The organism is Agromyces sp. CCNWLW203 (assembly GCF_036576125.1).
Taxonomy (GTDB): domain Bacteria; phylum Actinomycetota; class Actinomycetes; order Actinomycetales; family Microbacteriaceae; genus Agromyces.
In genome coordinates, this window is record NZ_JAZHYX010000001.1 from 1,097,896 (window position 1) to 1,116,630 (window position 18,735).

Sequence of the window (18,735 nt, forward strand, 5' to 3'; positions counted from 1 at the left end):
GCGGATGGCGCGGCGCGACCTGGCACCGGACGTGACCAGGGTCTAGCCGCGCGGAGACATCGCGCGTACGGTCGAGCCATGGCGAAGCTCATCGAGAACCTGGCGGAATCCGTGCCCGCGTGGGGCGCGAAGGTGGCATACGGCGAGAAGACCACGGTCGACGGGCGCGAACTCGTGCCGGTGGCCCTCGTGGCATTCGGATTCGGCGGAGGCGAGGGTTCCGGCGACATGCCGGCATCCGAGAAGACCCCGGCCGGACGCGGCGAGGGAAGCGGCGGCGGTGGCGGCGGCTACTCCGTGCCGATCGGGGCGTACATCGGCGGCCCCGACGGGCTGAGGTTCCGCCCCAACACGATCGCGCTCGCCGTGGTCGCGGTGCCGCTGGTCTCTGCACTCGGTGCGGCGCTGGCCGTCATCGTCGGCGCGGCACGGTACACCCGCGGGCGCTGACCTGCCCCGCGACATCCGAGGTGCGTGACCGCCCGCCTCGGAGCTGATCGGCGCGCCTTCGACGACGGTTCGCCGCGCGCGCAGTCGCGATCGCGATGATCTGGCGCCCTGCGGACGGGAACGCCGCGACGCCGCTCGCTGCCAGCCTCTGCCGGCGTCGCCGTCGACCCGGCACGCCCGCCGTGAGGCATCCTTCGGCGCGCGCTCGCAGGCAACCCCGACGGCGCGCGAAGAAGTTCGGTATTCAGTGTTGCTAACTACTGGTACTTGTGATTACTATGTACCAGTAGTCAGCAACACCGAGTAGCTGAACGGAAGGAGGGGTTCCATGGGCAAGCAGACGACCGAGATGCTGAAGGGCACGCTCGAAGGCATCGTCCTCGCGATCCTGGCCGTGCGCCCGGCATACGGGTACGAGATCACGGCTCGACTCCGCGACGAGGGCTTCTCCGACATCGCCGAGGGCACCGTGTACGCCCTGCTGGTCAGGATCGAACAGCGCGGGCTCGTCGACGTCGAGAAGGTTCCGTCGGAGAAGGGGCCGCCGCGCAAGGTCTACACGCTGAACGCACAGGGCGGCGAGTACCTCGAGGAGTTCTGGAAGACGTGGAGCTTCCTGGCAGAGCGGATCGAACAGCTCCACCACCGGATCGAACGAACGAACGACGAACCCACGAACGAAGAAGGAGAGTAGCCATGGCTGCCAAGTGGTACGAGCTGATCACCGGATCGCTCGACGACAAGAAGGCGTACCGCCAGTACAAGGCCCGCATCGCGGCCCTGCCCGAACCGTACGGCACGGCGGCGAAGGCCTTCGAACGTTACTTCATGTACAACGGCGGCATCACCGACGGAGACTCCGCCGTGATGATCACGATGCTGAACGACTTCGCCGATCTGTGGGAGCGCGCCGCCGTCGACCAGACGCCGGTCGAGGACATCGTCGGCGACGACCCGGTCGAGTTCGCCGAGGCCTTCGCCGCGGCGTACGCCGGCAAGCGCTGGATCGACAAGGAGCGCAACCGCCTCACCGAGACCATCAAGAACCTCGAAGGAAAGGACGAACGATGAACACCACCAGCAACACCGCATCGCAACCGGCCATCCGCGTTCGCGGTATCGAGAAGTCGTTCAAAGACCTGCACGTGCTGCGGGGCGTCGACTTCGACGTGAAGGCCGGCAGCATCTTCGCGCTGCTCGGCTCGAACGGCGCGGGCAAGACCACGCTCGTGCGCATCCTGGCGACGCTCCTGAAGGCCGACGCCGGCACCGCCAGCGTGTACGGCTTCGACGTCGCCGCCAACCCGGGCGACGTTCGCAACTCGATCAGCCTCACCGGCCAGTTCGCCGCGGTCGACGAGGTGCTCACGGGCCGTGAGAACCTCGTGCTCATCGCGAAGCTGCGTCACCTGAAGAACCCGGGTGCCATCGCCGACGAGCTGCTCGCCCGCTTCTCGCTCACCGAGGCGGGTGGCCGCAAGGCCGGCACCTACTCGGGCGGCATGCGGCGCCGGCTCGACATCTCGATGAGCCTGATCGGCAACCCGCCGATCATCTTCCTCGACGAGCCGACCACGGGCCTCGACCCGCAGGCGCGCATCGAGGTGTGGCAGACGATCAAGCAGCTTGCCAAGAGCGGCACGACTGTGCTGCTCACGACGCAGTACCTCGACGAGGCCGAGCAGCTCGCCGACCGCATCGCGATCCTGCACAAGGGCACGATCATCCAGAACGGCACCCTCGCCGAACTCAAGCAGCTCCTCCCGGCCGCCACGGTCGAGTACGTCGAGAAGCAGCCCACGCTCGAAGAGGTCTTCCTCACGCTCGTCGGCGAGACCGGCGAAGCCAGCGATACAGAACTGAAGGAGGCATCATGACCACCCACGCCCTCGCCGACACCCGGGTCCTAACGGGCCGGTCGCTCACGCACATCCTCCGCAGCCCCGACACGATCATCACCACCGCGGTCACCCCGATCGCGCTGATGCTGCTCTTCGTGTACGTGCTCGGTGGTGCGATCAACACGGGAACGAACGAGTCGTACATCGACTACATGCTCCCCGGCATCCTGCTCATCACGATCGCCTCGGGCATCGCGTACACCGCGTACCGCCTGTTCCTCGACATGCAGGGCGGCATCTTCGAGCGGTTCCAGTCGATGCCGATCGCGAGGTCGAGCGTGCTGTGGGCGCATGTGCTCACGTCGCTCGTCTCGAACCTGATCTCGGTCGGGATCGTGATCGGCGTGGCGTTCATCATGGGCTTCCGCACCGGGGCATCCGTCGGTGCCTGGCTCGGAGTCGCCGGCATCCTCGTGCTGTTCACCCTCGCCCTGACCTGGCTCGCGGTGATCGCCGGGCTCTCGGCGAAGACCGTCGACGGTGCGAGCGCGTTCAGCTACCCGCTGATCTTCCTCCCGTTCATCAGCTCGGCGTTCGTGCCGACCGATTCGATGCCCGCCCCGGTCGCGTGGTTCGCCGAGAACCAGCCGGTGACCTCGATCGTGAACACGATCCGCGCGCTGTTCTCGGAGCAGCCCGTCGGCAGTGAGATCTGGATCGCGCTCGCCTGGCTCGTCGGCATCCTCGTCGTCGCCTACGCCTGGTCGGTCGCCATCTACCGTCGCAAGCTGAGCTGACACCGAGCGGATGCCGCGGAGCTCCGTTGCCCGCACCGCACGACGATGCCGCCCGTTCCCATGAGGGGAGCGGGCGGCATCGTCGTCGTGTGCCACAGCGGCCACCGGTTGACCTGACGGGCGGAGACCCGCACAGTGGAACAGTGCAGTGGGCCATGGCCATCCTCACCGTCGTCGCGTACGTGACGTTGCCGCTCGGGTCTGCGCGCTTCGAGCAGCAGCCGCTGCCGACTCTGCTCGTCGGCTTCGCATTCACGCTGCTCGCGATCTTCGGGTTCCGCTTCGTGCAGGGCCGCTCGATCTGGTGGGCCTTGACCTACGTGGCCGTGCAGTTGCCGCTCGGCTTCGTGCTGTTCTCCCTGTCGGGCGCGGCGGTCGGATCGATCCTGCTGCTCGTGGTGCTCGTGTCGCAGAGCGTCCTACTCCTCCCGCTGCCCGTCGCTGGGGCGGTCGCCGCTGTCATTCCGCTGGTACACCTCGGTATGGATTGGGGGGGCGGGCTCCGCGAGGGACTCGGCACCCTCGCGGTCACGATGTTCACCCTCGTCGTGACCTGGCTCCTCGTGCGTGAGCAGAAGGCGAGGGCACAGCTCGCCGACGCCAACGAGCGCTTGCGGGACTATGCCGCCCAGGCCGAGCAGTTGGCCGTCATCCAGGAGCGGAACCGGTTCGCACGCGACATCCACGACGGTGTCGGTCACCACCTGACCGTCGTGCAGATGCAACTCGAGGCGGCTCGGGCGGTCATCCGAACCGCCGATCCGGAGCGCCTCGACGCGATGTTGGCGGCGGCGCAGGATCAGTCGGGTCAAGCCCTCGCCGAGGTGCGCCGGTCGGTGGCGGCTCTGCGTGAGCATCGCCCCGCGCTGACCGAGGCGTTGGAGGTGCTGGCCTCGGAGGCGACCGAGGCCGGCGTGCCCACCGAGCTCGCGGTGCTCGGGCGCCCACGGCCGATCCGTGCGGAAGTCGACGAGTCGCTGTTCCGGGCGGCTCAGGAGGGCCTCACGAACGTTCGCAAGCATGCGGACGCGAGCAGCACGAGGCTCGTGCTCGACTTCTCCGACGAGGATCACGTCAGGCTCGAGGTTCGCGACGACGGCAAGGGCCTTCCCGAGCCGCCGGGGGACGGCTTCGGCCTCACCGGGTTGCGCGAGCGGATGGCGAACCTCGGCGGACGGATTTCACTCGACCCGGCCGGCCCCACCGGAATGACCCTCACCGTGGAGGTGCCGGGATGACGATCCGAGTGCTCGTCGCCGACGACCAGGCGCTGTTCCGCGAGGCACTCACGACCTTGCTCGAGGTGCAGCAGGGAATCGAGGTCGTCGGCGAGGCCGGCAACGGCGAGGAGGCGGTGCTGCGGAGCAGCCTGCTGCATCCCGACGTCGTGCTCATGGACCTCCGGATGCCGGTGCTCGACGGCATCGCCGCCACCGCTCGCCTCCGCACCGAGCAACCTGAGGTACGAGTACTCGCACTGACGACCTTCGACGACGACGAGGACGTCTTCGCCGCGCTGCGTGCCGGTGCCGTCGGATACCTCCTCAAGGACGTCACCTCGACGAAGCTCGTCGAAGCCCTCGGCGCAGCCGAGCGGGGCGAATCCGTGCTCCAGCCGTCGGTGGCCGCGAAGGTCGTCGCGCGGGTGGCGCAATTGCCGCAGGAGGCACCGGCGCCGGAGCATCCGCTGACCGGGCGAGAGGTCGAGGTGGTGCGGCTGCTCGCCGAGGGTCGCAGCAACCGGGAGATCGCCCGGGCGCTCTTCCTGGCCGAGGGCACGGTGAAGAACCTCGTCACCAGCGTGCTGGCGAAACTCGAGGTGCGCGACCGGACGCAGGCGGCCCTCCGTGCGCGAGACGTCGGCATTCTCTGACGCCCCACACCGGTGCCGTCGGCCGGGGTCGAACACCGAACGGGGTCACACACCGAACATGACCCGAGGCGTGACCTTCCGCACCTGACGCACGCCGCCGACTCTCGGAGGATTCCGGTATCCGAACGCTGGAATTCCGAGAGGAGTCGTGATGAACCACGAAACGACGACCCGACGACGACCGTCGCTGTGGCGGTTCGCGCTGCACGGGCTCGAGATGGTGATCGCCATGGTGCTGGGCATGGTCGTGCTGGGACCGGTCTGGGCATGGGCGTGGCCGGGGCTCAGCGAGAACCCGACCGCGCAGGTGCTGGTGATGGCCACCGACATGTCGATCGGCATGGCCGTGTGGATGCGGATCCGCGGGCACGGGCTTCCGGCTATCGCCGAGATGGCGGCCGCGATGTACCTGCCGTTCCTGGTGCTGCTCCCCTTCCACTGGGTCGGCGCGCTGTCGGCCATGGCACTCATGACAGCCGGTCACGTGCTGATGCTGCCGGCCATGCTGGTCGCGATGCTGCGCCGCCGGCGCGAGTACGGGTGGTGAGCAAATGCGTGCATTGCTTCGAGTCCTCGTGCTCGTGCTCGCCGCGGTGGCGCTCCCCGCGGCGCTCGGCATCCCGGCCGTCGTCGGCGCGCTCGCCCTGAACGAACCGAGAGCCGACGGCATCGCCCCGCCTCCTGCGCCGGTCGAACACGACCCGACCAAACCCACTGCGGTCGTCGTCGTCGGAGACAACGGCGCGGTCGTGTCCGACACGCTCGCCCCCTACGAGATCCTCGGCTCCACCAAGGCGTTCAACGTGTACACCGTGGCATCCGATACGCGCCCGGTGGCGCTGACCGGCGGGCTCGACCTCGTGCCCGACCTCACCTTCGGGGGCCTCGAAGATCTCGTGGGCGGGCCCGCGGACCTCGTGGTGGTACCCGCCATGCCCGATGTCGGCCGGCCGACGACGAAGCCCGTCACCGACTGGCTCCAGGGGCAGGCGAACGGTGGCGCGCTGATGCTCAGCGTCTGCAACGGGGCCGCCGTCGTCGCCTCGGCCGGCCTCCTCGACGGCCGCCGCGCGACCGCGCACTGGCTGCGCCTCGCCGAATGGGAGGACACGTACCCGGCCGTCGACTGGGTGCGCGGCACGAGATACGTCGACGACGGCGACGTCGTCAGCACCGCCGGCATCCTGTCGGGCATCGACGGGACCCTGCACATCGTCGACCGCCTCATCGGTGCGGATGCCGCGGCCGAAGCGGCGCGCGCGATCAAGTGGCCGCACTTCGACCCCGACGGCGCCGCGCCGATGGAGCAGGCGCAGCTTGCGACATCCGATGCCGTCGTGGCGTTCAACTCAGCATTCGGCTGGGACCGGCCGCGGATCGGTGTCCAGCTGACCGACGGGGTCGGTGAGATCGAGCTCGCCTCGGTGTTCGACACCTACGGGCAGTCGCTGGCGATCGACACGGTCGCGGTGGGTACCGGCCCGGTACGTTCTCGCCATGGGCTCACGTTCGTGCCGCGCGCCGGCACCGGGGCCGGACTCGACCGTTTGGTCGTTCCGGGCACGACCGACCATGAGGCCCTCCCGGGGATGGACCCGGTGCAGCACCCGCATCATGGCCCGGGCTTCGCCTTCGACGCGGTGTTGCAGGACCTCGCGCGAACGACCGATGTGGCAACTGCGCAGTGGACGGCGAAGGTGCTCGAGTACCCGGTGGACGACCTGACGCTCGAAGGCCCGGCGTGGCCGTGGGCGGAGACGTTCCGGCCGCTCGCGCTCGCACTCCTCGGCGTGTTCATCGGGCTGGGCGTCTTCGCGCTCCTGCGCCGCAAGCGTGAGACGAGGAGGACACGATGACGAGCGAGCTCTCGCCCCGGTTGCGCCGCGTGGTCGATGCGCTGCCCCTCGAACCCGGCATGCGCGTCCTGGAGATCGGCGGTGCGCCCGGCGCCGCCGCGCGCGAGGTCGCGGCGCGCGTCGGACCGCGGGGGCATGTGCTCGTGCTGGACCGCTCCGAGGCGGGCATCCGGCGCACCCGCGCGAACTGCAGGCTGGAGGTCGACGCCGGCCGGCTCTCGACGATGTGCGCAGCGGTCGAGGACTTCGAGTTGGAGCCCGGCACTGCGCTCTTCGATCTCGCGTTCGCCTGCCGCGTCGGTGCGCTCGACGGCCGCCACCCGCGGCTGTACGCCCCCGCCCTGGCCAACATCCGCACGGCACTCGTCCCGAACGGGAGGCTGTACGTGGACACGGGGTCGCCGCTGTCCGCCATCCGGCTCGAGTGAGCGTCAGGGCACCGCACGACGCGGGTACTCGCGACCCGTTGAGATCACCCCGACGTACTACGTGGGTGACACGGGCGAATCGGATGCATCCATGCCGACGAAGCCGATCGCGGCGAAGTAGCACTTGGAGAAGTCCACCGAGGCATCGCGCAACTGCGTGTTGTCGATGACGTAGGCGATGTTCACCGCGAAGTCCTGCATGGCGAGGTGAATCGTCTCGCCGGCCATCCGGGCGCACATCACCAGCCCGAAGATGACGAGGTCGACCGAGCCGTCGTCGTGCACCCGGATCATCTGCGGGTCGGCCGCACCCGGGTCGACACCGGCCTGCTCGAGGGCTGCCAGGGTGGTGCGGAAGTGGATCGGCTTCTTCGCGACGGCCAGGCTGTAATCGGGTCGGTCGGATCCCGGCAGGATCCGCACCAGCTCGGCGTGCACGGGCAATTGCTCCACGAGGTCGTCCGGCGCCGAGTCGACGCTGGTGATGACGATCTTCGGGCGCACGTTGGGCTGAGTCACGCTCGAAGCCTAGCTTCGGCGACCGTCGTGCAACGGTGATGGCGGCGGCATCCGGAGCCGGTGCAGCGGTGTTACCGTGTGCCCATGCGCTGGGGTCGGAGGTACTTCGCCGTGCAGGCGGTCGCCGGTGCGGCGTGGTGGGTCGCGGTGTTCCTGTCACCCGTCGTGCGCGAGGCGACCCTCGGCGGACTGGATCCCGTCATGGTCGCCGCCCTCGACGTGCCGCTCTTCGTCGGCGCCTCGGCGGCGGCCGCGTTCGGGATCCGGTTGGCCGCTGTCGCGGCCACGGGATGGACGATCGCCGTCACGGTCGCCCTGGCCGCGTACGCGACCATCACGTCCGAGGCGGGCTGGGGCGTGCTCTTCATGATCGCAGCGGCCGGCGCATCCGTCTTCGCTCTCTGCCTCCTGCTCCTCGGGCGGGTGCCGACCGAGTGGATTCTCGTCGGTCCGTTCGCCTTCGCGTCTGCCGATGCTCGGGTGGGTGCACGGGTGCACGCCGCCCGCACGGCCGCCCAGATCGTCGTGTTCTGGGGCCTGTTCCTCGTGGTCGGCCCGATCGCAATCGACCTGGTCGAGCAGCGTTGGGGACTCGCGGTCGAGTTCCCGGCGATGCTCCAGGTCGCCGCGCTCGTCGTGCTGCCGCTCGCGAGTGCGCTGGGAATCTGGTCGGCCGCGGCGATGTCGTCGAAGGGTGGCGGCACTCCACTCCCGGCGGCGATGCCGAATCGACTCGTCATCGCCGGCCCGTATCGATACGTCCGCAATCCGATGGCGATGTCTGGGATCGTTCAAGGGGTCGCGGTGGGGCTCCTCCTGTCCTCCTGGCTCGTCGTCGTGTACGCGGTCCTCGGATCGCTCGTGTGGAACTTCGCCGTGCGGCCGCACGAGGAATCCGACCTGGAGGTGCGGTTCGGGGACGAGTTCCGGCGCTATCGCGCAGCCGTGCGGTGCTGGTGGCCGCGAATCACCGGCGTTCGTGCTGCCAGCGCTGCCGACGCCGGGTGAGCCATTCGGCGTTGCCCGCCCTTCGCGGCAGGGTTATGCTGGGTGCGCGATATGAGAATGGTGCATTCGATTATCGAACACCCGGCGTTCGGCCCGACAGCCGCCGAGACGTGCCCACAGAGCAGTGAGGAGAAACCGTGCAGTTCCACCACCACGGCTACGTGTCCGGCGACCCGCGGGTGCAGCCCGCAGCGGGCGTCGGCCTCGACCGCCCCGAGGAACTTCCCGACGAGATCGACGTGCTCATCGTCGGCTCCGGCCCGGCCGGAATGCTGCTCTCGGCCCAGCTCTCGCAATACCCCGACGTCGTCACCCGCATCATCGAGCGGCGCGCCGGCCGGCTCGTGCTCGGCCAGGCCGACGGCATCCAGCCGCGCAGCGTCGAGACCTTCCAGGCCTTCGGCTTCGCCGAGCGCATCACCGCCGAGGCGTACAACATCGGCTACATGAACTTCTGGGGTCCCGACCCCGAGGCGCCGCAGAACATCGTGCGCACGACGCGCACTGAAGACTACGGCTACAAGATCAGCGAGTTCCCGCACCTCATCGTCAACCAGGCGCGCGTGCTCGACTACTTCGCCGAGGCGGCCGCCCACGGCCCGGGCCGCATCGTGCCCGACTACGGTATCGAGTTCACCGGCCTCACCGTGCACGAGGCGGGTTCGCCGCTCGCGGGCGAGTACCCCGTCGAGGTGTCCCTTCGGTACACCGCGGGCGATCGCGCCGGCGAGGAGCGCACGGTGCGCGCCAAGTACGTCGCCGGGTGCGACGGCGCCCGCAGCGGGGTGCGCGAGGCGATCGGCCGCAAGCACGTCGGCGCCATGGCGTCGCACGCGTGGGGCGTCATGGACGTCGTCGTGAACACCGACTTCCCCGACTGGCGCACGAAGTGCGCGATCAATTCCGAAGCGGGCAACATCCTGCACATCCCTCGCGAGGGCGGGTACCTGAGCCGCATGTACATCGACCTCGGCGAGGTCGCCGAGGGCGACGACCACGCGGTGCGCAAGACCCCGATCGAGGCGATCATCGCGAAAGCCAACGACATCCTGCACCCGTACACGCTCGAGGTGCGTGACGTCGCCTGGTTCAGCGTCTACGAGGTCGGGCACCGCGTCACCGACCACTTCGACGACCGAGTGAGCGACGACGAGGATGCCGCGCCGCGCGTTTTCCTCACCGGTGACGCGTGCCACACGCACAGCGCGAAAGCGGGCCAGGGCATGAACGTCTCGATGCAGGACGGCTTCAACCTCGGCTGGAAGCTCGGCTCGGTGGTCTCGGGGCGTGCGCCCGAGTCGCTGCTCTCGACCTACTCGGCCGAGCGCCAGCCGGTCGCCCAGCAGCTCATCGACTTCGACCGCGAGTGGTCGTCGCTCATGGCCCGCAAGCCCGAGGAGATCTCGGACCCGCAGGAGCTCGCGACCTTCTATCTCGGCACCGCCGAGTTTCCGTCGGGCTTCATGACGCAGTACGGGCCCTCGATGATCACGGGTTCGGCCGCGCATCAGGAGCTTGCGACCGGGTTCCCGATCGGCAAGCGCTTCAAGTCGTCGGAAGTGTCGTTCGTGTGCGACGGCAACGTCGTGCACCTCGGCCACCACGCCAAGGCCGATGGGCGCTGGCGCCTCTACGCCTTCGCCGACGCGCCCGGTGCCGGCGAGGCATCCGCTCTGACCGACTGGGCCGACTGGATGTCGACGTCTCCCGACTCGCCGGTGTCTCGCTTCACGCCGGCCGGCGCCGACGTCGATGCGGTGTTCGACGTCAAGGTGATCTACCAGCAGCCGCACGAGCACATCGACGTCACTCGGGCGCCCGAGGTGTTCCGGCCGAAGACCGGTCCGCTCGCGCTGATGGACTGGGAGAAGGTCTTCGCCGCCGGGCCGAGCTACTGGTGCCGCACCGACATCTTCGACGAGCGCGGCATCTCACGTGACGGCGCGGTCGTGGTCGTTCGCCCCGACGGGTACGTCGCGCACGTGCTGCCGCTGACGGCGACGGCCGAACTCGCCGGGTTCTTGGCGGGGCAGATGCTCGAGCGCTGAGCGCCCTGCCTGCGCCCCTGTGCCCTCGGCTGCGGCCGGCTCAGGCGCCCGACGCCCGGCGCAGGTTCGCTGCTGCCGAGAGCAGGCGTTCGGCGAGTTCGGCCTCGGGCAGGGGGAACGACACGTGGATCACGGCGATCGCGGCCGGCGGCTGACCCGGCAGCGTGAGCGGAACCGCCACCGACTGCAGCGAAGGCACGACCTCGTCGTGGCTGACGGTGTACCCGCGCGCCCGGCTCTCGGTCATCTCGGCGCGCAGCGCGTCGGGCACTTCGGGCCAGCGCGACTCGGGCAGGCCCAGCAGGATCGCCTTGCCCGGCCCGCCTCGCGTGATCGGATGCCGGTGCCCCGGCCGGTACGACACCGCGGCGGTGCGGCGGGGCGAGGCGCTCACGAGCGTCACGGCCTCGTCGCCGTCGAGCAGCACGGCGAGCAGGCAGGTCATGCCGAGCTCCTCGGCGACCTCAGCGAGTTCGGGGAGTGCGAGCTGCTGCAGGTCTCGCTGCACGCCGGCGGCGAGGGCGGCGAGCCCCGCCCCCAGCGCGATGCGCCCCGCCGCGTCGCGCGATGCGAGACCGTGGTGCTCGAGCGTGCGCAGCAGGCGGTAGGCGACCGAGCGGTGCACGCCGAGCTCGGCGGCCACCTCGTCGATCGAGAGGGCGTGGTCGGCGTCGGCCAGGATCTCGAGAATCCGGATGCCGCGGCTCAGCGTCTGCGAACCGGCGCGGGCGCCGTCGTCTGCGACCATCGGCCGACCCCCTGCGTCTCACGAACAGGCGACGAGTGTCGCCTGTTCGATACTAGGACGCTACGTTCGATCAGCGGACGGTGGCGACGCGATGCTCCCGCGATACGGGACGCTGCCGATAGTGGTCACATCGACCGCTCGCGCGGAGTCATCGACCCGGTACAGCCCGTCGTCGGCGGCGAAGAAGATGGGCGCCTCGGGGTAGGCGAGTTCCTCCGGCAGTGGCTCCTTGTCGGTCCACGTGAAGAAGGAGCGCCCGAAGGCGTCGCGGTCCTTGCGCCCGTAGATGCTCAGGTCGCCTGCCGTCAGCGGGCTCAGGATGCACCAGTGCAGATCGTCCTCGACCCAGTACGCGCGATCGGAGAGCATGACCGACTGCCGCTCGGACGACTCGAACACCCGATCCCAGAACGACTCGTCGATCGGGAGCCAGTCGGTGAGGAACATGAGGTCGTGCGAATGCCAGGCGGTGCTCGGCGAGACATCCGCTTCGTTGTGCCAGCCGGTCGCCGACGCGAAGTAGCCCGCGGGCGCCTGGTAGCTCGCGTAGGTGGCGAGGCAGCGCTCGACGAAGCCCGAGAGCTCGGCATCGTCGCCGTCGCGCAGCACCTCGGCGATGCCGCGGAGCGTCAGCCCCATGCCCGCGATGAGCATCGGCGTCGTCGACAGCAGGGCGCGGTCGCCCTCGAGGTACCAGTAGCGGTGGTACCGGGTCTCGCCGCGGTCGTCGGTCCACGCGGAACGCACCACGTGCCGGCAGATCGCACGAGCCTCCTCGAGGAGGTCGGGCCGGTCATAGCGTCGGGCAGCGAGCACGAGGGGCACGATCATGAGGCCGTAGTACTCGGCCGGTTCGAGGATGCCGCCGCGCTCGCGATCGGCCGCGACGCGGAACGTGCCGGCGCTGTCGGCATCGGGCACCCCGCGCACGTGATGGAGTTCGATGAGCGTGTCGAGGTCGTCGAGGATCTGGTCGGCGTAGGTGACGTCGCCCGACAACTCGGTGTACAGGAGCTTGACCCACACGCGGGCGTACTCCTGGTTGCACGTGCCGTCGGGGCCGGGCCGGCCGCCGCCGTAGATCGTGCAGGCATCGAGGTTCGCGCGGACCGCGGCGAGCACCTCCCCCCGCTCGTCGTCGGAGAGGAGGAGTCCGGCGTGACGGAGGCCCTCGAGGAGGCCGATGCTGCCGACCATGTTGTGGATGAGGCCCGAGGTTGCCGACTCCCCCACCTGGAACCCGATGTGCCGGTACTGGCCGCCGGGCTGCACCGTGCGGGCCTGGAAGCGCATCATCCGCCGCCAGAGCTCGAGTCCGCGTTCGTCGAATCGACGGCCGAGCGCCTCGCCGAACGCCGCCGTGGCGGGGGCCGAGAACGCCTGATGGCCGCTCGTGAAGTCGAGGAAGGTGAACGGATTCGTGCCCCAGACACTGTGGTTGTGGAATCCGCGGATCTGGCCCTCGTCGCCGACCCAGGTGCGCATCCAACGCGCCAGGGCCGTGACGTCGGGAATCAGCGGCGACGATCCGGGCTCGCCGGTGCGGTGACTGCCGGTGCGGTGGTCGAACGGGGTTTCAGGGGCGACGCTGGTCACGGTCGGTGCCTCTCGGGTCGGTCGGAACGCGACGCCCACAGGAGTCCGCGCTCGATCATGGTGGTCGTCGGATGCTGGCGGAGGTCGGACGCCTGATGGCCGAGCGTGCACACGAACACGCGGCCCGCACCCCAGCGCCGGGTCCAGGTCACCGGCATGATCGCGGGCTCGGCCCATTCGCCGCCGTCCTCGATTGCGAAGGTCGTGGTCGCGAGCACGGTGCTCGCCGAATCGGAGAGCACCCAGTACTGCTCGGTCAGCACCTGGTAGTCGTCGAGGCCCTCGACGATCTCGCCGTCTCGCACTGGCGACCGGGAGATGTTCACGGTGTAGTCCTGGAAGCCCTCGGGGTGGTGGACGAACCGGCCGCCGACCATGCGCAGGTAGGCGGCGTTGGCGACGTTGGTACCGATGATGCCGCCGTGCCATCCGGCCAGGCCCGTGCCGTGACGCACGGCGGAGACGAGATTCGCCTCCTGCGCCGACGTGAGCATGCCGCCCGACCAGCTGTGCACGACGAGGTCGGTCGCGGCGATGCGACCTGCGTCGTCGTACACGGACAGGTCGTCGGCGACCGCGACCTCGAAGCCCTGTGCCTCGAGGAACGGGATGAAGACCTCGGTGCACCCCACCGGGTCATGGCCTTCCCAGCCGCCGCGGACGACGAGCGCCGTGCGCGTGCTCATCGTGCTCCTCCGCCGATCGACTCGGGGTGGGCGAACGGTTCGCCGGCGACGAAGCGGCGTACCTCGGCCACGGCGTTCGCGCCCATGCGGTGCAGTTCGGTACCGATCGAGCCGGCGAGGTGCGGGGTGAGCGTCACGTTCGGGAGCTGCCACAGCTCGCTGGTCGGCGGGAGCGGCTCGGGCTCGGTCACGTCGAGGATCGCCCGGATGCGGCCGGTGCGCAGCTCTCGCACGAGTGCATCCTGGTCGATGACCGCACCGCGCGCGGTGTTCAGGAGTGTCGCGCCGTCGCGCATCGAGGCGAGCAGTCGTGCGTCGATCTGGCCGACCGTGGCGGGGGTCACCGCCTGATGCAGCGACACCACGTCGCTGCCGGCCATGACTCCGTCGAGCGTCGCCATCCGCACCCCGAGCGCGTCGGCCCGTGCTCGCGTCAGCGACGGGCTGTACACGACCACGTCGAGGTCGAACGGCCGCAAGAGCTCGATGAGCACTTGCGCGATCTGCGAGAGCCCAACGATGCCGATCGTGCGCCGGTAGTTTCCGATGCTCGTGAGTTCGTGCGATCGGTCGGGCAGGGCCAGGCGATCGCGGTAGCTGCGCTCGGCCGCGAACACGTCCTTGCCGGCGAGGAGGATCATCGCGAGTGCGTACTCGGCGACGGGGATGGCGTTGATGCTGCGGGCGTTGGCGGCCGAGATCCCGCGCTCCGCCCACCGTGCGGGTTCATCGAGGCACGTCGCGGCCACGCCGCCCAGGTAGACGACCGCTCGCAGTTCAGGGGCGTCGTCGACGGCGATGCGGGGCGCGCCCCAGCCGCCGAGCACCAGGTCGGCGTCGCGGAGGGCCGCTCGCCCGGCGTCGTCGAGTTCACTGACGACCGACCCGGTGTCGATCTGCACGAGGGCTTCGAGTTCACGGAGCATCTCGGGGGTGAACAACTGGCCGACCAGCGAAGGCGGACTCATCGAGAACACGGCGCGCACTCGCATGCCAAATCCCTCCCTGGACGCTGAGAGCGTCGTCGCTTCACACAATTCATAATACATCGGACATATCTGGGAAAGCCCTTGCCCGACCCATTCATCATACGTACTATCCCTAGAGAAACCTGTGCCGTGGGGACCGGCGCGAGCGAGCACCGCCGAACCACGCGGGAGACCGCGAAGCGTGGGAGCAGCGCCGAGCCGGCCGCGACGCAATCAGCGAAGAGACAGGGAACTCAATGAGGAGAACGCAATCCGGCGACCGCACGAGACCGCGCTCACGCACGGCCGCCGTCGCCATGGCCGTCGCAGCTGCCGTGGCGGGCGGCATCGTGTGCACCGCGCCGGCGGCGAACGCAGCACCGGCGCAGGCCTCGGCGGAGGCCGACGGGCCGCTCGTCGTCTACGTCGCCGCCGACGGCGACGACGCGAACCCCGGCAGCAGGAGCGCCCCGCTTCGCTCGATCACCGCCGCGCGCGACGCGCTCGCCGGCCGGACGAGCGCCGACCAACCGGGCACCGTGTGGATCAGGGGCGGCGAGTACGTGCTCGACGACGCCATCGCCCTCAGCGGTGACGAGAACTCCTGGGTGACCTACGCCGCATATCGCGGCGAGCACGTCGAGATCACCGGCGCCCACGAGCTTCCCGCCGACGGCTGGAAGCAGCTCGCCGACCTCTCGGCCGACGAGCTCGCGGCGCAGAACCTCTCGTCGAACTCGCGGCTCGCGAGCGACGACCTCCGGTCGGAGGTCTGGATCTACGACCTCGCCGCCGCAGGGGTCGACCCGGGCACGCTCTACAAGAACGGGTTCAACTGGCTGCAGCAGCCGTTCGCCCCCGAACTCGCGGTCGACGGCAGCGTGCAGACGCTTGCCCAGTACCCGAACGCCGACGACTGCACGACCTCCCAGACGGAGTGCCACCTGTGGGGCACCGGGTCCAAGTGGGGTGCGACCGGCCCGCGCGACCTCATCCACGTCGACCTCGAGCAGCGCTTCGGCGAGGAGGACGACTGGGCGATCAGCGGCACGGCACCCCGCGCACAGTTCGAGGACAAGAAGCAGGAACTGCCCGAGGGCGAGTCGCGCGACACCTGGAGCCAGGACGAACTGCGCAAGATGACCCCGTCGATCTTCGAGGTCGGCGGACGCGCCCTCGAGGGCGACCGGTACCAGAGCTGGGCGCCCGAGGCCGTTCCCGTCGTGCACGACTGGGGCACCCGCGGCTTCGGCGACTACGCCGACGTGCCGGTGCAGGCCGACCCTGAGTGGATCACCGACATCGACAACGCCCGGTACGAGACCGAGGGCTGGCTCTCGGGGTACATCGGCAACAACTACGCGTTCGACATGATCCGCATGCTCTCGTGGAGCGACACCACGTTGTACACGAAGTACGCGTCGATGTACATCCCGGTCGACGGCTACACCAAGGTCAAGGCGACGAACGTCCTCTCCGAGCTCGACGTGGCCGGCGAGTACTACATCGACCGCTACGAGGGCAACGACGTGCTCTACTTCCTTCCCGAGGGCGGCACGGTCGAGGGCAAGCAGGTCACGCTCTCCGCGTTCGACGACAACTTCTTCCGCCTCGAGGGAACCACCGGCGTGACGCTGCGCGGCTTCTCGATGTCGGACTCGCTCGTGAGCGGCGTGCAGCTGCTCGACGCCGAGGACACGCTCATCGACGGCGTCGAGATCTCCAACGTCAGCATGGACGCGATCCGGATCGGCGAGACCACGGAGTCGATCACGGCGCTGCCCGATTACGAGACCGTGCGCGGCGGCCACGACAACGTCGTGCGGAACTCCTACCTGCACGACCTCGGCGGTGGCGGGGTGCTGCTCGGCGGTGGTGACCGGAGCACTCTCGAGCGCGGAGACAACATCGCGCATCACAACGAGATCACCCGCTTCTCGAAGCTCGCCACCTACACGCCTGCCGGGTACCTCTACGGCGTGGGCAACTCCTTCGAGCACAACTTCGTGCATGACGCGCCCCACATGGCGGTGCAGATCATGGGCAACGACATGACGGTGAACCACAACCACTTCTTCGACGTGCTGCAGAACGCGGGCGACCAGGGCGTCGTGTACACCGGCCGTGACTACACGTACCTCGGCAATGAGGTCGCCTACAACCTCTTCGAGCAGGTCGGCGGCAAGAACGACGCGTTCTACATGGACGACGGCGTCTCGGGGATGCGCTTCCACCACAACGTGGTCAAGGACTCGCACTCCGGCGTGTTCTTCCAGTCCGGTCACAGCAACACCGCCAACGACAACGTGTTCATCAACGTCGCGCGCACCGGACACGATCAGATGTACCACCGCAAGGGGGAGAAGGGCCTGCCCGTCTCGAACGCCTGGGTCGTGCAGAGCCGCTTCAACGAGTACCTCGACGTGCGGGAGGGCGAGAAGTACAGCGCGACGCCCGAGACCGTCGCCGCGTGGATCGAGCACTACACCGACGGCACCGCGGAGTACTCCGACGGCGCACCGATCGTCTTCCCCGAGATCGGGGACTGGTACGTCCCACGCGACGCGGAGACCGGCGAGGCCTGCACCGCCGCGACGTACGCGACCGATGCAGCGAACGGATGCGACCGCGCCCGAGTGTGGGACGACCCGAACTCGCTCTACGTGCCGGCGCGGAACGAGCTCGACCACTCCGTCATCATCGGCGGCGGCGAGTACAGCGGGAGCACCGCGACGTTCGGCGAGCCGGAGTCGGTCTACAGCCTCGCTCGCTGGAGCGACCGGATCAACACGAGCATCGTGAAGCCGTCGTCGATCGCCGATGCCGGGTTCGATCTCGACACCCTGCAGTTCACGGACTCCGGCGCGGTCGCTCTCGCGTTCGGCGGTGAATGGGTCGGTCGCTGGAACGAGCTGGTCTCGCGCGACGCGATCGGTCGCCCCGATCGCGGCGACGCCAGCGCATTGTGGGTCGAGGTCGACCGTGCCGAGCGATTCCTCGCGACCGAGCCGAACGTCGACACGGATGCCCTCGTGGCGGCACTCGCAGACGCGAGAGCAGCCGGTGATGCGACCGACGCGTCGCAGGCGCGGATCGACGAGCAGCTCGCCGCCCTGAGCGCAGCGCTCGAACCGCTCCTCCCGCCGCTGCCGGGCCGTGCTGTGCTCAGCGACGACAACGCCCATGACGGCATCCGCGGCGGTTCGTTCAATGTCACAGCCAACCTGTGGTGGGGCCAGAACGGAACGACGCTGCGGCTGCTCGAGAACGGTGCCGTGGTCGCCGAGGTGGCGCTCGAGGACGCCACGCCGGCCGCGCAGCGGGTGACGGTGCCGGTCGCGGACCGGCCGAACGGCGAGTACACCTACACGTGCGAGCTCGTGAACTTCACCGGGGCGACGCCGTGCTCGCCGCACGTGGTGAAGGTCGACGAGGCCGCCCCGGCCGCACCGGTGCTCTCGCACGACAATCGTGATCGCGACGGCGACTACGTGGTGACCGCCGACCTCTGGTGGGGCACGAACGCCACGTCGTGGTCACTGAGCGAGAACGGGGTCGACGTCGCATCCGGTGATCTCGCCGACGCCACGCCGGCGGCGCAGCGGGTGCAGGTGCCGCTGACCGGCCGAGCGACGGGGTCGTACTCGTACGTGGTCACGTTCGCGAACGCGCTCGGCCAGACGGAGAGCAAAGCGCTGGTCGCCACCGTTCGGTGATCATCGACGGGCACAGGGGCGTCGTCGACTCGGTCGACGGCGCCCCGTTCCATCTGTTCCGGCCGAACACCAATAGGTCACATCAATTTGGGAAAGCCCTTGCCGGGGTGGCAGAGTGGACGTACGATGTATACGTCATACGTTCTCCGAGCTGTTCGGAGGACTCGAGGAATCGTCCATGGTCGGGCGGCAATCACAGAG

18 protein-coding genes are annotated in these 18,735 nt (G+C 69.1%); 13 read left to right on the forward strand and 5 right to left on the reverse strand.

All coding sequences use genetic code 11. The features are described 5' to 3' along the window. Positions 1–78 precede the first annotated feature (78 nt). From VPH61_RS05045 to VPH61_RS05090, 10 genes are all read left to right on the forward strand, one after another. Positions 79–450: a hypothetical protein gene (locus VPH61_RS05045; RefSeq protein WP_332062404.1), complete on the forward strand. Its 372-nt coding sequence runs from the start codon at positions 79–81 to the stop codon at positions 448–450. 328 nt (positions 451–778) lie between these two features. Continuing rightward, a complete protein-coding gene (locus tag VPH61_RS05050; protein ID WP_332062405.1) occupies positions 779–1,144 on the forward strand; it encodes a PadR family transcriptional regulator in 366 nt (121 codons plus the stop codon). Between the two features lie 2 nt (positions 1,145–1,146). Then, complete coding sequence (locus VPH61_RS05055) at positions 1,147–1,521, forward strand: DUF1048 domain-containing protein (RefSeq protein WP_332062406.1); 375 nt, start codon at positions 1,147–1,149, stop codon at positions 1,519–1,521. Beyond that, positions 1,518–2,327, forward strand: a complete 810-nt coding sequence (locus VPH61_RS05060) for an ABC transporter ATP-binding protein (RefSeq protein ID WP_332062407.1) — start codon at positions 1,518–1,520, stop codon at positions 2,325–2,327. Before VPH61_RS05055 ends, VPH61_RS05060 begins: the two co-directional genes overlap by 4 nt. Continuing rightward, positions 2,324–3,088, forward strand: coding sequence for an ABC transporter permease (locus VPH61_RS05065; RefSeq protein ID WP_332062408.1), 765 nt, complete (start codon positions 2,324–2,326; stop codon positions 3,086–3,088). The genes VPH61_RS05060 and VPH61_RS05065 overlap by 4 nt, the downstream gene beginning before the upstream one ends. Before the next feature lie 155 nt (positions 3,089–3,243). Next, on the forward strand, positions 3,244–4,326 hold the full coding sequence (locus tag VPH61_RS05070) for a sensor histidine kinase (protein ID WP_332062409.1): 1,083 nt from the start codon (positions 3,244–3,246) through the stop codon (positions 4,324–4,326). Next, the gene (locus VPH61_RS05075; RefSeq protein WP_332062410.1) at positions 4,323–4,961 is read left to right on the forward strand and encodes a response regulator transcription factor; all 639 of its coding nucleotides are present in this window, start codon (positions 4,323–4,325) and stop codon (positions 4,959–4,961) included. Before VPH61_RS05070 ends, VPH61_RS05075 begins: the two co-directional genes overlap by 4 nt. Positions 4,962–5,112: 151 nt before the next feature. Then, complete coding sequence (locus VPH61_RS05080) at positions 5,113–5,508, forward strand: hypothetical protein (protein ID WP_332062411.1); 396 nt, start codon at positions 5,113–5,115, stop codon at positions 5,506–5,508. 4 nt (positions 5,509–5,512) lie between these two features. Further along, the gene (locus VPH61_RS05085; protein ID WP_332062412.1) at positions 5,513–6,817 is read left to right on the forward strand and encodes a DJ-1/PfpI family protein; all 1,305 of its coding nucleotides are present in this window, start codon (positions 5,513–5,515) and stop codon (positions 6,815–6,817) included. Next, complete coding sequence (locus VPH61_RS05090) at positions 6,814–7,245, forward strand: SAM-dependent methyltransferase (RefSeq protein WP_332062413.1); 432 nt, start codon at positions 6,814–6,816, stop codon at positions 7,243–7,245. The genes VPH61_RS05085 and VPH61_RS05090 overlap by 4 nt, the downstream gene beginning before the upstream one ends. Positions 7,246–7,302: 57 nt before the next feature. On the opposite strand, the gene VPH61_RS05095 is transcribed toward VPH61_RS05090, so the two are convergent. After that, positions 7,303–7,764: a hypothetical protein gene (locus VPH61_RS05095; RefSeq protein ID WP_332062414.1), complete on the reverse strand. Its 462-nt coding sequence runs from the start codon at positions 7,762–7,764 to the stop codon at positions 7,303–7,305. Positions 7,765–7,848: 84 nt separating this feature from the next. Between VPH61_RS05095 and VPH61_RS05100 the strand changes: the two genes are divergently transcribed. Continuing rightward, positions 7,849–8,772, forward strand: a complete 924-nt coding sequence (locus VPH61_RS05100) for a methyltransferase family protein (RefSeq protein WP_332062415.1) — start codon at positions 7,849–7,851, stop codon at positions 8,770–8,772. Positions 8,773–8,909: 137 nt separating this feature from the next. Continuing rightward, positions 8,910–10,820, forward strand: coding sequence for an FAD-binding monooxygenase (locus VPH61_RS05105; RefSeq protein ID WP_332062416.1), 1,911 nt, complete (start codon positions 8,910–8,912; stop codon positions 10,818–10,820). Positions 10,821–10,860: 40 nt separating this feature from the next. Here the strand turns inward: VPH61_RS05105 and VPH61_RS05110 are convergent, their stop codons facing one another. The 4 genes from VPH61_RS05110 to VPH61_RS05125 are packed head-to-tail and all read right to left on the reverse strand — an operon-like array spanning position 10,861 to position 14,842. Beyond that, entirely contained in the window at positions 10,861–11,568 is a 708-nt protein-coding gene (locus VPH61_RS05110) for an IclR family transcriptional regulator (protein WP_332062417.1), read from the reverse strand. Between the two features lie 60 nt (positions 11,569–11,628). Beyond that, entirely contained in the window at positions 11,629–13,164 is a 1,536-nt protein-coding gene (locus tag VPH61_RS05115; protein WP_332062418.1) for a hypothetical protein, read from the reverse strand. Beyond that, positions 13,161–13,850, reverse strand: a complete 690-nt coding sequence (locus VPH61_RS05120) for a ThuA domain-containing protein (RefSeq protein WP_332062419.1) — start codon at positions 13,848–13,850, stop codon at positions 13,161–13,163. The genes VPH61_RS05115 and VPH61_RS05120 overlap by 4 nt, the downstream gene beginning before the upstream one ends. Then, positions 13,847–14,842 carry a hydroxyacid dehydrogenase gene (locus VPH61_RS05125; protein WP_332062420.1) on the reverse strand — a complete coding sequence of 332 codons (996 nt, stop codon included), beginning with the start codon at positions 14,840–14,842 and terminating at the stop codon, positions 13,847–13,849. Before VPH61_RS05125 ends, VPH61_RS05120 begins: the two co-directional genes overlap by 4 nt. Positions 14,843–15,075: 233 nt before the next feature. Here VPH61_RS05125 and VPH61_RS05130 point away from each other — a divergent pair, with 233 nt between their 5' ends. Beyond that, a complete protein-coding gene (locus tag VPH61_RS05130; RefSeq protein WP_332062421.1) occupies positions 15,076–18,534 on the forward strand; it encodes a right-handed parallel beta-helix repeat-containing protein in 3,459 nt (1,152 codons plus the stop codon). Positions 18,535–18,735: the final 201 nt, after the last annotated feature.